Annotated in this window: 14 protein-coding genes and 1 pseudogene; 9 read left to right on the top strand and 6 right to left on the bottom strand. The window is 64.7% G+C overall.

Annotated features, from left to right (window positions below):
* The first annotated feature begins 8 nt into the window (after positions 1 to 8).
* Positions 9 to 917: a DMT family transporter gene (locus AC5FRZ_RS08890; RefSeq protein WP_493564410.1), complete on the top strand. Its 909-nt coding sequence runs from the start codon at positions 9 to 11 to the stop codon at positions 915 to 917.
* Between the two features lie 55 nt (positions 918 to 972).
* Positions 973 to 1,563, top strand: a complete 591-nt coding sequence (locus AC5FRZ_RS08885) for an arsinothricin resistance N-acetyltransferase ArsN1 family B (protein WP_493564409.1) — start codon at positions 973 to 975, stop codon at positions 1,561 to 1,563.
* A gap of 69 nt (positions 1,564 to 1,632) precedes the next feature.
* On the opposite strand, the gene AC5FRZ_RS08880 is transcribed toward AC5FRZ_RS08885, so the two are convergent.
* The gene (locus AC5FRZ_RS08880; RefSeq protein ID WP_493564408.1) at positions 1,633 to 2,406 is read right to left on the bottom strand and encodes an HFX_2341 family transcriptional regulator domain-containing protein; all 774 of its coding nucleotides are present in this window, start codon (positions 2,404 to 2,406) and stop codon (positions 1,633 to 1,635) included.
* Between the two features lie 135 nt (positions 2,407 to 2,541).
* On the opposite strand from AC5FRZ_RS08880, the gene AC5FRZ_RS08875 reads away from it, so the two are divergent.
* From AC5FRZ_RS08875 to AC5FRZ_RS08865, 3 genes and pseudogenes are all read left to right on the top strand, one after another.
* Entirely contained in the window at positions 2,542 to 2,928 is a 387-nt protein-coding gene (locus tag AC5FRZ_RS08875; protein ID WP_372478955.1) for a helix-turn-helix domain-containing protein, read from the top strand.
* 141 nt (positions 2,929 to 3,069) lie between these two features.
* Entirely contained in the window at positions 3,070 to 3,315 is a 246-nt protein-coding gene (locus tag AC5FRZ_RS08870; RefSeq protein ID WP_493564407.1) for an AbrB/MazE/SpoVT family DNA-binding domain-containing protein, read from the top strand.
* Positions 3,312 to 3,735 (top strand): annotated as a pseudogene (locus tag AC5FRZ_RS08865) (PIN domain-containing protein). Before AC5FRZ_RS08870 ends, AC5FRZ_RS08865 begins: the two are co-directional and overlap by 4 nt.
* A 345-nt stretch (positions 3,736 to 4,080) precedes the next feature.
* Here AC5FRZ_RS08865 and AC5FRZ_RS08860 read toward each other — a convergent pair.
* The 4 genes from AC5FRZ_RS08860 to AC5FRZ_RS08845 all read right to left on the bottom strand — a co-directional run bounded on the left by AC5FRZ_RS08860 (position 4,081) and on the right by AC5FRZ_RS08845 (position 6,156).
* Positions 4,081 to 4,497, bottom strand: coding sequence for a PIN domain-containing protein (locus tag AC5FRZ_RS08860; RefSeq protein ID WP_170094319.1), 417 nt, complete (start codon positions 4,495 to 4,497; stop codon positions 4,081 to 4,083).
* 9 nt (positions 4,498 to 4,506) lie between these two features.
* Entirely contained in the window at positions 4,507 to 4,737 is a 231-nt protein-coding gene (locus AC5FRZ_RS08855) for an AF_0619 family ribbon-helix-helix protein (RefSeq protein ID WP_153553261.1), read from the bottom strand.
* A 256-nt stretch (positions 4,738 to 4,993) separates the two neighbouring features.
* Positions 4,994 to 5,281, bottom strand: a complete 288-nt coding sequence (locus AC5FRZ_RS08850; RefSeq protein WP_015763303.1) for a chorismate mutase — start codon at positions 5,279 to 5,281, stop codon at positions 4,994 to 4,996.
* Positions 5,278 to 6,156 carry a shikimate kinase gene (locus tag AC5FRZ_RS08845; RefSeq protein ID WP_170094318.1) on the bottom strand — a complete coding sequence of 293 codons (879 nt, stop codon included), beginning with the start codon at positions 6,154 to 6,156 and terminating at the stop codon, positions 5,278 to 5,280. Before AC5FRZ_RS08845 ends, AC5FRZ_RS08850 begins: the two co-directional genes overlap by 4 nt.
* A 96-nt stretch (positions 6,157 to 6,252) precedes the next feature.
* Between AC5FRZ_RS08845 and AC5FRZ_RS08840 the strand changes: the two genes are divergently transcribed.
* A complete protein-coding gene (locus AC5FRZ_RS08840; protein ID WP_493564406.1) occupies positions 6,253 to 6,681 on the top strand; it encodes a DUF5796 family protein in 429 nt (142 codons plus the stop codon).
* A gap of 103 nt (positions 6,682 to 6,784) precedes the next feature.
* Here the strand turns inward: AC5FRZ_RS08840 and AC5FRZ_RS08835 are convergent, their stop codons facing one another.
* Positions 6,785 to 6,919 carry a DUF7128 family protein gene (locus tag AC5FRZ_RS08835; protein WP_015763299.1) on the bottom strand — a complete coding sequence of 45 codons (135 nt, stop codon included), beginning with the start codon at positions 6,917 to 6,919 and terminating at the stop codon, positions 6,785 to 6,787.
* 142 nt (positions 6,920 to 7,061) lie between these two features.
* Here AC5FRZ_RS08835 and AC5FRZ_RS08830 point away from each other — a divergent pair, with 142 nt between their 5' ends.
* The 3 genes from AC5FRZ_RS08830 to AC5FRZ_RS08820 all read left to right on the top strand — a co-directional run bounded on the left by AC5FRZ_RS08830 (position 7,062) and on the right by AC5FRZ_RS08820 (position 12,335).
* Positions 7,062 to 9,173 (top strand): CDC48 family AAA ATPase, encoded by a 2,112-nt coding sequence (locus AC5FRZ_RS08830; RefSeq protein WP_493564405.1) that lies wholly within the window; start codon positions 7,062 to 7,064, stop codon positions 9,171 to 9,173.
* Positions 9,174 to 9,386: 213 nt separating this feature from the next.
* Entirely contained in the window at positions 9,387 to 10,916 is a 1,530-nt protein-coding gene (locus AC5FRZ_RS08825; protein WP_493564404.1) for an aldehyde dehydrogenase family protein, read from the top strand.
* 225 nt (positions 10,917 to 11,141) lie between these two features.
* On the top strand, positions 11,142 to 12,335 hold the full coding sequence (locus AC5FRZ_RS08820) for a PQQ-dependent sugar dehydrogenase (protein ID WP_493564403.1): 1,194 nt from the start codon (positions 11,142 to 11,144) through the stop codon (positions 12,333 to 12,335).
* Positions 12,336 to 12,525 lie beyond the last annotated feature (190 nt).

Here is a 12,525-nt window from a genome sequence, read left to right as displayed (position 1 = left end):
CCACCACGATGAGCACACGCCGAGAGACGCTCCTGTTCGTCCTGCTGGCGATGCTCTGGGGGACCTCCTTCGTCGCGATCAAGGCGGGGCTCGAAGACCTGCCGCCGGTGTTGTTCGCGGCGATTCGCTACGACCTCGCGGGCGTCCTCATGCTCGCCTACGCGGCCGTCGCGACCGACGACTGGCTGCCCCGCTCCCGAGCGGATTGGGTCGCCGTCGCGATCAGCGCCACGCTCGTGATCGCGCTGTACAACGCCTTCCTGTTCGTCGGCGAGCAGGACGTGACCAGCGCGGTCGCGGCCATCCTGATCGCGACGAATCCGATCCTCGCGACGGCGTTCTCGCGGGCGCTACTCCCGAACGAGCGACTGTCTACCGTCGGGACGGCCGGGCTGGTGCTCGGTTTCGTCGGCGTCGTGCTGGTCACGCGTCCGGACGTGACGGGCGGGCTCAGTGCCGAACTCGTCGCGTCCGGGTTCGTCCTGTTGGCCGCGCTGTCGATCGCCCTCGGGAGCGTCCTCCTCCAGCGGGTCGACAGCGGGCTCGGGACGGAGGGGCTCGTCGCCTGGTCGAACGGTGTCGGTGCCGTCCTCTTACACGCCATCAGCCGGGCGCTCCCGAACGAGTCCCTGAGCGGGATGACCCTGACGGCGGAGTCGGTCGTCGCGATCGTCTACCTCGCCGTGTTCGCCAGCGTGATCGGCTACTTCGTCTACTTTCGCCTGCTCGACCGACTCGGAGCCATCCAGATCAACCTCGTCTCGTACGCGACGCCGGTCTTCGCCGCGGTCACGGGCTGGCTCCTGCTCGAAGAGACGATCGACGCCACGACCGTGACCGGCTTCCTCGTCGTCCTCGTCGGCTTCCTGCTCCTGAAACGAGACGCGATCCGCGAGGAACTGGCTGCGCTCCGGTGACGCAGAGCAGTCGATCTGTGGCAATTTAAGCGGCCACGGTCGATAGAGCGACTCGATGAGCACTATCCGACGCGCTCGCCCAGACGACGCGGCCGCGTGTGCGGACATCTACGCGCCGTACGTCCGTGACTCGGCGGTCTCCTTCGAGGAGACGCCACCATCCGACGAGGAGATGAGAGAGCGCCTCCGTTCGACCCTCGAAACGTACCCGTGGCTGGTGTGTGAACGCGAGGACCGAGTGGTCGGCTTCGCGTACGCCAGCGACCACCGGAACCGAACGGCCTACCAGTGGAGCGTCGAGCTCTCGATCTACGTCGACGACGACCACCGTCGTGCCGGGATCGCGACCGGTCTCTACGAGTCGCTGTTCGCCGTGCTGGGCGAGCAGGGGTTCTACAACGGGTACGCCGGTGTGACACTGCCGAATCGGGCGAGCGTCGCGTTCCACCGGGAGATGGGGTTCGAACCAGTCGGAACGTACGAGAACGTCGGGTACACTGCCGGGGAGTGGCACGACGTACAGTGGTGGCGCAAACAGCTGCGCCAGCCCGAGGACGACCCGGAGCCGCCAGTACCGATATCGACGTTCTCGACGGCTCAGTTCGAGGCAGCCGTCACGGCGGGCGTCGACTCGCTCGACGCCTGATCCCGATTTCGGCGACGGATCTGACCGTTCGCTCTCACGGGGCATTCCAGCGACGAGATCGGCCCGCGCTCACTCGCCGTTCGACTCGGCGGGCAGCTTGTGCCGGAACGCCCGTAACGCGTTCCCTCCCGTCTCCGTCAGCGAGATCCGTTTGGTCCGTCCGACCGACTCGACGGAGACGTAGCCGTCTTCGAGGAGTGGCTCGACGATGCGGTTGTTCAGCAGTGCGAACTTCGCTTTGTCGTTGGCCGGGTCCGACTCGCTGATGAACGCCAGTCCCTCCCGCTCGGCGAAGTCGATGAGCTCGCTCTTGTTCGGCGTGTGGGCAGCGGTATCGTGCTCGTCGACGTAGTTCAGTATTCGAACCTGGTCCGTCGTCGGCGTCTCCAGGGGATACGACGGGAGCTGCTCGGCCATGATCGTCTCGCCGGTCTGTGGCGTCTCGGCCACCGGGTGGAGGTGTTCTGCCGTCCGAACGTGGTAGCCACTCGCGTCGGTCGCCATGCACGCCAGTGCAGCGCCGACGGTCGCGAGCTTCGGACCGCTGGAGACGTTCACCCGGACGATGTCTCCCTGGTGGCCGTCGATGAGCGTCGTGATCCGCCCCAGTACGTCGTACACGTCGTCGAGGTCGGTCTCGTGGTACTCCAGGACAACGCCGTGATCGGTGAGTTCCTGCTCCAGGCGTTCGTGGTACGCAGTCGTCTCCAGCTCGCTGTCGGTCAACAGGTGGAGCGTGTCGACCCCGTACTCGACGACCGGATCGCCGATGCGGTCGTACTCGTAGCCCAGCGGTGCGATGTGTACCTCCTCGACAGAACGGAGCGAATCCGAGCCTTGCATCTCTGGTACGTGTGCCTTCGCTCGCGTCGTACAAATAGTTACGATAGTATCGATAGTTCAAATAGTATCGTGATAGACATGAATACGCGTTCGGAGCAACACCGAATCGGGGCGCACGCGCGCCCGGATACATCGATGAGTAATTTCCCCGCTACCGATTGCCCGCTGTCTGGCCGACACGCCGAGGAGACGGACGATGGAACTCGCCCGACGGTCCCCGACGGACAGGACCTGCTCGAACTGGTCGGCGATCCCTACACGTTCGACGTACTGGACGCGATCGCCGACGAGCCGATGGAGGCCCAGGAGATCGCCGAGACCACCGACGTGTCACAGCCGACGGTGTATCGTCGACTGCGACGACTCTACCGGGCGGGCATCGTCGATACGGAAGTGAGCGTCGACGGGTCGAGCAACCATCCCACGCAGTTCGCGCTGGCCGTCACGCGCGTCACACTTGCGGTCGAGGACGACGGTCTCGACGTCGACGTCGAGTCTGCCGACGAACGGACAGGAGAGTAAAGTAGTCCGGTGGTATCGACTCTCCCTGTTCGACCTCGTTCAACGATTTGGGGACAGTGTGTAGCTGTTGAAATTGCCCAAGAATCCACCAACACCCTTCTGGTGGTAAGATTCTTTGCTGATGGTATCGTACTACCAGTCATGTCAGCAGAGACGGACGCACAGGGGCGGCTGTACATCCCGAAGGAGGTGCGCGAGAAGTACGGCCAGAAGTATCACATCGTCATGTACGAGGACAGAATCGAATTGATCCCGGTCGCGGACGACCCACTCGCTGCAGTCCGCGAAGCGGCAGGCGAACTGCGCGATGCATCCGCCGAGGCGATCCAGGAGGACATCGAGGAAGCGGCGAGAGACAAAGCTGAGGGAGTCAGCGGCGACAGATGACGGTGTACGTCGAGATGGATTTCCTGCTCGCACTCGCCAAAGATTCCGATTGGTTACAGAACTCCGCAGAGGACGCCCTCGTCGAGAACGATGTCGAAACGTCGGCGTTCTCGTATCTGGAACTCCTCCTCGCCCGGGAACGCTACGAGTTCGACTACGTCCCACTGGTAGCGAACCTGCTCGAACTCGTCCCCGTGCGAAACGAAGAAGAGAAACAGGTCGTGCTGAAAGCGGTCAACTACTACGACGAGGGCATGACGCCGCTCGACGCGTTCCACGCGGCGACTGCGGAGACGCGGGGGGACGGACGTACTCTCGTCTGAGAAAGACTACGAGGAGATCGAGGTCGAACGAGTCCCACTGGAGCCAACTGACGAAGGGACAGAGTGTCTGCTGATACTACCGGTTGTAAATCTGTGACCGATTTCGCCACCCCGGGGTGGTGAAGATCTTCACGAAGTGACAGCCGGCAGTACGAGGAAGCGGGAAACTCGTAGCAGTGTTTGATTCTGCGACAAAATTGATCGAATCGTCTGCCCATTCGAAGCTGTGAAATATGTGGTTAGAGCCCGTCTAACCCCGTTCCCTCGCTCACCGATTCTCTCGCTGCTCGACCTTGTTCAGGTCGCTGAAATCCATAATGGATTCTCTTGAAAATATGTCCTCTCACCCCCTCCAATACCACATGATTCGGGATATAGAGGCCGTGTAGAGGTGGCGTATATAAATAGAATTCCTCACTTTACGGGCGGTCGTTCTGATCGGCTAGAGCGTGTCGAATGAGCCGATCACATCAGTCGTCGAATATACTTCGACGACATCCTGCTCGTCGAAGTCAGTGTCGTCGCTCCAGATGGCAGCCTCACAGGCGAGGGCGCAGGCGACGTACAGCACGTCGTCGGGATCAGTCTCACCGATCGCTGCTTCGGCCTCTTCGATGTGCGGATAGAACTCGTCGGCGGGGACGACGTCGATGTACTGAAACAGGAGATCGACGAACTGGGTGACTCGTTCTGGAGTCATGCCGGATTTATCGACGATCAACTCAGTGTAGTTCTCGATCTCCTCGTGGACGAACTCTGGTGTCACGAGGTCGGGTTCGAGCGTGACGATGAGTTCACGGGTTTTTGAGCCAGCGATGAGCGCAGAGATGACGACGTTGGCATCGACGACCAGCTTCATTCGTCGAGACTACTCCGATTCCTCTTCGACGCGCTCGCGTACGCTCTTGTTGATTTTGTCGGCGATATCGGCGACATCACTCCCAGTGAGTTCGCTCCCGGACGTGAGTTCGTCCATCACTTCGAGTGTCTCGATTTTTTCCTGGATGGCCTGTCGGGTAACCTCACTCCAGTTGATTTCCGGGTGTCTCTCCATCCGGTCTTTGAGGTCGTCGTCGACATTGACGGTGATACTGGGCATACAGGAAACTATGTACACACAGAATATTGTATCTTTGGTTGGCACACAATTATAAGAACTGACCGGTAGCTTCGCGGTGTTTCTCTCATCAAGACTTGGCGGGGCAGTTGAACGGAGTTGTTGGAACGTATTCAATGCGGACGAAAATCCGGTCTTCCGGCTGCTCACCGACTCCGGCCGAAAGAAGAGAATCCCTCAGAACCGAACATAAAACCCTACCCAGGAGATAGAACGCCTAAGGTGCGTGTTTTGACCCTCACCGACTCTCCCGCTGCTCGACCTTGTTCAGTTCGATCAGCAGTCGGAAGATCGCTTTCACGAGGTTGGCGTCCACGTCGAACCGTTCGGCGTTCTCGCCGGCTCGGTCCATCACGGACTGTTCCTGGTCTTCGTCCGTCGTGGGCAGGCCCTTCTCGTCTTTGACCTCGGCGATCGTGTCGGCGACGTAGGTCCGCTGTGCGATCTTCTCGACGATCTCGCGGTCGATCGTCTGGATCTCTGTGCGCAGTTCGTCGAGACTCATGTCCTCTGGATTCGTGCTCATAGTGTGTGGGTTCCCTCCGTTTGGGTCGTCGTCAGCCAGGTGTTGCCGTCGCGTCGGTCCCAGTAGACCTGGACCTGTTCGAGTGCGGGTCGTGGACCGACGGCGACGTAGGACGGGCCGGTGCCAGAGAGCGAGACGCCCTCGACCTGTCGCATCGCCTCGATGAGGGGCTCCGAGTCGAAGTCGAGAGCCGCACAGAAGGCCAGTCCGTTGACCGTCATCGCTCGTTCGTAGTCGCCGTCGAGCGCGAGCTCCTCGACCAGCCGGGCCATCGGCGCGACGTGCTCGCAGCGGCGTACGTCCGCGTCGGCGCTGAACGCCTGCTCTGGGGGCGTGTAGACGAGCACGTCCCAGTCGATCTCGTCGCGTGCCAGTAGCTCGTCGGCGTCGTTGTCCGTGACGGTGACGCCCCCCAGCATCGAGGCGGAGGCGTCGTCGAACGCGCCGGTGGCCGTGACGCCTACGTCCCGTGCCGCCATCACGCCGAGGCGGGCCATGTCCTCTCGCGTCATCCGATCGGTCCGGTCGAGCGCGTCCAGCGTCGCCATGACGGTCGCGTTGGCGGCCGCCGAGCTGCTCTTGAGACCGGACGCCATCGGCACGTCGCTCTCGGTTCGGACGACGGCACCGGCCACCTCGGGTTCGCCGTGAGCGTCGAGGACGTACTCGACGCAGGTCTCGATCAGGCGAGTGTCGGCCTCCGGTGCGCCAGCGATCTCCCCGACGATCGCCTCCTCGTCGTCGTCGATCTCTGCCTCGGTGAACAGATCGACGGTCGCGTGGGTGTACTCGTCGATGGCGAACGCCGACCCGCGGTGGGTGGCGAGCGCGTTCAGCACTGTCCCGGCGGCTGGGGCCGCAGCCTTCCCCTGCATCGTCTCACTGTCCCACACGACCGTATTTACCTGTGGCGGTCTGGTAGCCGCCGGTGGAACGCGGCGCTTTTGCCGATCCGAGGCGAACCGTCGTCAATGAGTGCCCGCAACGACGTAGCCCCGGAGACGCTGTCGGTCGAACTCACGGAAGACGGCGTCGTGGTCGAGTACACCGACGGCCGAGAGGTGTTCTACCACGGCGTCCCCGAGCGAGTCGAAGACAGCGTCGTGGCAGCACCGGCGAAAGAGGTCCACGTCCTCGTGACCGACCCCAACGAGACCGAGGGCGTGTTGCTGTACGTCAACGATCTCAACACCCACGACGACATCCTCGAAGAGACCGGCGTGGGTCGGATCATGCTCGACACGGGCGAGCAAGAAGAGGTGTTCCCCGGCGTGACGATCAGGGACACGTCGATGCGCGTCGAAGTCGAGGCCGACCCCGAAACGGCCCGCGGACGCGTCTTCGTGTTCGTCGAAGACGAGATGGGCGAACGGAGCTACGAGATCGTCGCCAGCGAGTGATCCCCGGCGTCCCGTTTCGAGCTATTCGCGGCCGCTGGGTCGCGAAACGGAGTGTAGCCGCACAAACGCGCCGCTCCGACCGTCGAGGCAGTCGGCGGGTCGTCTACTGGATGTAGGACGGTTCTTCCGAGTCGCAGTTGCGTTCGTGCTGGTCGGCGTCGCTCTCGTCGTCGAACATGAGCCCGCAGTGCTCGCACTCGTACCAGGTCATCTCGTCACGCTCGGTTTGAGAGACCATGTCACATGTTCCACACGCCTCGGATATAGGCGTTTCTCCGGGCCACGTTCGACAGTCCACCGCTGGGTCGCCGTCGGTGGACACCGTGACCGCCCAGCCACCAGGCGACGGTATCAAGACCGTCGGTCCTCTACCTGAGCGCATGAATGGTCACCCGTCTGGCGGGATCGAACTCGAAGTCGAAGGGGCCAACAAGCGCGACGCGGGGCGTGGCATCGCTCGGCTGCCGGACTCGGTCCGGGACGAACTGAACGTTCTCAGTGGCGACCCGATCATCGTCGGCGGCGACAGGAAGACCGTCGTCAAGGTCTGGCCGGCCAGCGACGACGGCGGCCAGTTCGTCAGAATCGACGCTGACACGCGGGCCAACGCCGGTGTCAACATCGGCGACACCGTGACGATCTCGAACGCGAGCGTCGACGACGCGACGACGATCACCGTCCAGCCGGCAAAGCCCCTCCCCGGCAGCGAGTCCTACGAACACGCCGTCCGTGACCGGCTCGTCGACCGGCTCGTCCAGCGAGACGAGCAGGTCCACGTCGAGGGGCTGGGGACGTTCCTCGTGCGCTCGACCTCGCCGGAGGGCTCCGTGCGCGTCGCCGACGACACGCGCGTCACAGTGTTGCCCCACAGTGGCGACCGCGAGGAGTCGGCGACCGCGTCGTCGGTGAATCCACCGTCCGAGGACGAGACGACCGAGACGGCCGACATCGACGTGAACTACGAGGACATCGGCGGTCTCGACGAAGAGCTCGACCAGATCCGCGAGATGATCGAGATGCCACTCTCCGAGCCCGAGCGGTTCCACCGGCTCGGAATCGACCCGCCCAGTGGCGTCTTGCTCCACGGGCCGCCCGGCACCGGGAAGACCCTGATCGCTCGGGCCGTCGCCAACGAGGTCGACGCGTACTTCGACACCATCTCCGGCCCCGAGATCGTCTCCAAGTACAAGGGCGAATCCGAGGAGCGGCTGCGAGAGGCCTTCGAGCGCGCCGAGGACAACGCACCGTCGATCCTCTTTATCGACGAGATCGACTCGATTGCGGGCTCTCGCGACGAGGACGCCGACATGGAGAACCGCGTCGTTGCCCAGCTGCTCACGCTGATGGACGGGCTGGAAGACCGCGGCCGAGTCGTCGTCATCGGCGCGACCAACCGCGTCGACACGATCGACGACGCTCTCCGGCGGGGCGGGCGCTTCGACCGCGAGATCGAGGTCGGCGTACCGGACGAGCCCGGTCGTCGAGAGATCCTCGACGTCCACACCCGCGAGATGCCGATCGACGACGACGTCGAACTCGACGACGTGGCGAGCCAGACCCACGGTTTCGTCGGCGCGGACTTGGCGACGCTGACCACGGAAGCCGCGATGACGGCGCTGCGACGAGAGAGCGAAGACCCCGACGTGAACCGGGCCGACTTCGAGACGGCGATGGCGGCCGTCGAACCCTCGGCGATGCGAGAGTACGTCGCCGAGTCGCCGTCGGTCTCGTTCGACGACGTCGGCGGGCTCGACGAGGTGAAAGAGCGGCTCACGGAGGCCGTCGAGTGGCCACTCGCGTACGGGCCGCTCTTCTCGGCGACCGACACGGATCCGCCCAGCGGCGTGCTCCTCTACGGGCCGCCGGGGACCGGCAAGACACTGCTGGCCCGCGCGATCGCCGGCGAGAGCGGCGTCAACTTCATCCACGTCAACGGCCCCGAACTGCTGGATCGCTACGTCGGCGAGTCCGAGGAGTCGGTCAGAGAGGTGTTCGAGCGGGCTCGTCAGACCGCCCCGAGCATCGTCTTCCTCGACGAGATCGACGCCATCGCGGGCCAGCGCGGGGAGAGCAACGAAGTCTCCGAGCGCGTCGTCTCCCAGTTGCTGACCGAACTCGACGGGATCACGGAGAACCCCAACCTCGTCGTCCTGGCGGCGACGAACCGCCGCGAGACGCTGGACGATGCGCTCTTGCGGCCGGGTCGGTTCGAGCAACACATCGAAGTGCCGAACCCGGACCGCGACGCGCGTCGCGAGATCCTGGCGGTCCACACCGCCGACAAGCCCCTCGGCGACGGCGTCGATCTCGACGGGCTGGCGGCCCAGACGGAGGGGTACTCGGGAGCCCAGATCGAGGCACTCGTCCGGGAAGCCTCGATGCGGGCGATCCGGACCGTCGCCGACGACATCGATCCCGACGACGTCGCAGCCAGCGCCGAATCGGTCGTCGTCGAGACGGCCGACTTCGAGGCCGCGCTCGAATCGGTCTGACGGCGACGAATCGACTGTACGAGCGCCGCGGAGACGCGTGAACTAATACGGACGATCACTCGTCGACAGAGTGATCGAAACCGGGCTCCGATAGTCGCGAACCAGGTGGCGAAACCGTCCACAGGAACCCAGTCCGGGTGTGAGAGGGGACGGTGTCGGTGCAGATTCGTGACATAGATTTTTGTCTACCGGGGGTCAAGTTCACACGCTCACATGACTCGAGACAGTGAGGTCCCCGGCAGCCACTACATCGACGGTGAGTGGACAGACGGCGACAGTACGACGACATTCGAGAGCCGCGAGCCCGCGACCGGCGAGGTGCTGGCCGAGTTCCAGCGCGGAACGAGCGACGACGTATCCAGCGCCGTCGCCGCCGCCGAGGCCGCCGCCGACGAGTGGCAAGCCCTCTCTTACATCGATCGCGCAGAACACCTCTGGGAGATCTTCCACGAGCTCCGAGATCGCACCGACGAACTCGGGACCGTCGTCAGCAGAGAGTGCGGGAAGGAACTCTCCGAGGGCCGAGCCGACGTGGTCGAAGCTTACCACATGGTCGAGTGGGCCGCGGGCAACGCCCGCCACCCCCACGGCGACGTCGTTCCGAGCGAGGTCGCGAGCAAGGACGCCTACATGCGGCGCAAGCCCCGCGGCGTCGTCGGCTGTATCACGCCCTGGAACTTCCCCGTCGCCATCCCGTTCTGGCACATGGCGGTCGCGCTCGTCGAGGGCAACACCGTCGTCTGGAAGCCCGCCGAACAGACCCCGTGGTGTGCCCAGATCGTCGCGGAGATGTTCGACGACGCGGGGATCCCCGACGGCGTGTTCAACCTCGTTCAGGGGTACGGCGACGCCGGCAACGCCATCGTCGAGGACGACCGCGTCGACACCGTCCTCTTTACCGGCTCCGCGGCGGTCGGCCACGAGGTGGCCGGCAAGATCGGCGGCCAGCCGGGCCGGAGCGCGTGTTGCGAGATGGGCGGCAAGAACGCGGTCGTCGTCACCGACACCGCAGACCTGGATGTTGCGGTCCACTCGGCGGTGATGTCCTCGTTCAAGACGACCGGCCAGCGCTGTGTCTCCGCGGAGCGCCTGATCGTCCACGAGGACGTGTACGAGGAGTTCAAGCGCCGCTTCGTCGACCTCGCTGAAGACGTGACGGTCGGGGACCCCCTCGACGAGTCGACGTTCATGGGCCCGGTCGTCGACCAAGAGCAAGTCGAGAAGTTCGCCGAGTACAACGAACTGGCCCGACAGGAGGGCGCGACGGTACTCGTCGACCGGGAAGAGCTGGCCTCCGACGCGATTCCCGACGGCCGCGAGGAGGGCAACTGGGTCGGACCCTTCGTCTACGAGATGGAGTACGATCCGGAACTGCGCTGTCTCACCGAGGAGGTGTTCGGCCCCCACGTCGCCCTGCTGGAGTACTCCGGCGGGGTCGAACGCGCGGTCGAGATGGTCAACGCGACGCCGTACGGCCTCGCCGGTGCGATCATCGCCGAGGACTACCGCCAGATCAACTACTTCCGAGACAACGCCGACCTCGGACTGGCCTACGGCAACCTCCCGTGTATCGGCGCGGAGGTCCACCTCCCCTTCGGCGGCGTCAAGAAGTCCGGCAGCGGCTCGCCACACGCCCGCGAAGTGATCGAGGCGGTCACCGAACGGACGGCCTGGACGCTCAACAACTCGAAGGAGATCGAGATGGCACAGGGGTTGTCGGCGGATATACGGACCGAGGAGTGAACGACGCTGGGAGGCGTTTGATCGCCGACCAGTGGTTCACTGCGAGCAGAGGAGTGATGCACCCAGCGAGCGGTGTGTGCCGCGAGTAGTGAATCACTGCGAGGAGGAGTGATGCACTCAGCGAGCGGTGTGGGCCGCGAGTAGCGACGGCGTGTGCTCCGAGAGAGTTCGACCGCGGGAGCGCGTCGACGGGGCCTTTGTGAGTGTGGGGCACGAAGTGGCAGTATGACCGACGAGACGACAGCGGTCACGCGGCGTCGCTCGGTGCTGGCCACGATCGCAGCCGGCCTCGCCGCGGGCTGTACGGGCCGGTCGGCCGATCGAGCGACGACGACCGGCGACGACGCGGGGGTCGCCGTCGAACGGGTCGCCGACTCGCTTACGGCTCCGTGGAGCGTCACACCGCTGCCCGGCGGGGAACAGTTGCTCGTGACCGAACGGCCCGGTCGGCTCTCGCTGGTGTCGTTGCCCGAGGGAGAGCAAACGACGGTCAGCGGCGTGCCGTCGGTCCACGCTCGGGGGCAGGGTGGCTTGCTCGACAGCGAACTCCACCCCGAGTTCGAGGAGACGCCGTGGGTGTACCTGACCTACGCCAGCGCGAACGGCGGCGGCGAGTCGACGACGGCGCTGGGTCGCGGGCGGCTGAACGTCGACAGTGGCTCGCTCGAAGCGTTCGAGCGGCTCCACGTCGCCGAGCCGTTCGTCGAGTCGAACGGTCACTTCGGCTCTCGGGTCGCTTTCGGCCGGGACGGCACGGTCTACCAGACGGTCGGCGATCGACAGTTCAAGGACTTCGGCCCCGACCACGTCGCCCAGGACCTGACGACGGAACTCGGTGTGACGCTGCGTCTCGAACCCGACGGCTCGATCCCGGACGACAATCCGTTCGTCGACGAGCCGGCGGCCGCCGACGCCATCTACAGCTACGGCCACCGCAACGCCCAGGGCATGGCCGTCCATCCCGACACCGGCGCGATCTGGCAGAGCGAGTTCGGCGAACAGGACGGCGACGAGATCAACGTCCTCCGGCGTGGGGGCAACTACGGGTGGCCCGTCGCCGACGAAGGCTGTACGTACGGGTCGGGCGATCCCATCGGCGTCGCACACGCGGACCGCGACGACGTGGTCGGGCCGGTCTACTCCTGGCCCTGCGGGAGCGGTGGGTTCCCACCCAGCGGGATGACGTTCTACACCGGCGCGGCGTTCCCGGACTGGGACGGCGACCTGTTCGTCGGCGGGCTGGCCTCGCAGTCTCTCGCTCGCTTCACCGTCGACGGCACCGACGTGACCGAGGCCGAACAGCTGCTGTCGGGACGGGGATGGCGAATCAGGGACGTGGCCCAGGGCGTCGACGAGGGGCACCTCTACGTGGCGGTCGACGCCGAGGCGGCACCGATCGTGCGGCTCTCGCCGGTGTGAGCGACGCTCCGAAGACGAGAGAGGACGGTTGCGAGCGTCAAAAGGGCTGGAGACCCAACACGATGGAAGGACGCCGAGGAAGGCTGTCCGGACAGCCTTGGGCGATCGCCACCGTGGCCGAGCAGCGAGTCGAGCGAGCCGAGCTAGTTCGCCGGCAAAGACGTGAAAAGCGCCGTGCCGGCATGTGGTA

This window comes from Halomicrobium sp. HArcht1-1 (assembly GCF_058933285.1).
The sequence above is the reverse complement of the archived record's forward strand: the minus strand, read 5'-3'. Positions and strand labels throughout refer to the sequence as shown.

Coding starts and splice junctions, on each gene's coding strand:
- AC5FRZ_RS08855 (WP_153553261.1), bottom strand. CDS start 4,737: ATGCCCAGTATCACCGTCAATGTCGACGACGACCTCAAAGACCGGATG.
- AC5FRZ_RS08870 (WP_493564407.1), top strand. CDS start 3,070: ATGTCAGCAGAGACGGACGCACAGGGGCGGCTGTACATCCCGAAGGAG.
- AC5FRZ_RS08860 (WP_170094319.1), bottom strand. CDS start 4,497: ATGAAGCTGGTCGTCGATGCCAACGTCGTCATCTCTGCGCTCATCGCT.
- AC5FRZ_RS08845 (WP_170094318.1), bottom strand. CDS start 6,156: ATGCAGGGGAAGGCTGCGGCCCCAGCCGCCGGGACAGTGCTGAACGCG.
- AC5FRZ_RS08825 (WP_493564404.1), top strand. CDS start 9,387: ATGACTCGAGACAGTGAGGTCCCCGGCAGCCACTACATCGACGGTGAG.
- AC5FRZ_RS08835 (WP_015763299.1), bottom strand. CDS start 6,919: ATGGTCTCTCAAACCGAGCGTGACGAGATGACCTGGTACGAGTGCGAG.
- AC5FRZ_RS08885 (WP_493564409.1), top strand. CDS start 973: ATGAGCACTATCCGACGCGCTCGCCCAGACGACGCGGCCGCGTGTGCG.
- AC5FRZ_RS08820 (WP_493564403.1), top strand. CDS start 11,142: ATGACCGACGAGACGACAGCGGTCACGCGGCGTCGCTCGGTGCTGGCC.
- AC5FRZ_RS08880 (WP_493564408.1), bottom strand. CDS start 2,406: ATGCAAGGCTCGGATTCGCTCCGTTCTGTCGAGGAGGTACACATCGCA.
- AC5FRZ_RS08875 (WP_372478955.1), top strand. CDS start 2,542: ATGAGTAATTTCCCCGCTACCGATTGCCCGCTGTCTGGCCGACACGCC.
- AC5FRZ_RS08830 (WP_493564405.1), top strand. CDS start 7,062: ATGAATGGTCACCCGTCTGGCGGGATCGAACTCGAAGTCGAAGGGGCC.
- AC5FRZ_RS08850 (WP_015763303.1), bottom strand. CDS start 5,281: ATGAGCACGAATCCAGAGGACATGAGTCTCGACGAACTGCGCACAGAG.
- AC5FRZ_RS08890 (WP_493564410.1), top strand. CDS start 9: ATGAGCACACGCCGAGAGACGCTCCTGTTCGTCCTGCTGGCGATGCTC.
- AC5FRZ_RS08840 (WP_493564406.1), top strand. CDS start 6,253: ATGAGTGCCCGCAACGACGTAGCCCCGGAGACGCTGTCGGTCGAACTC.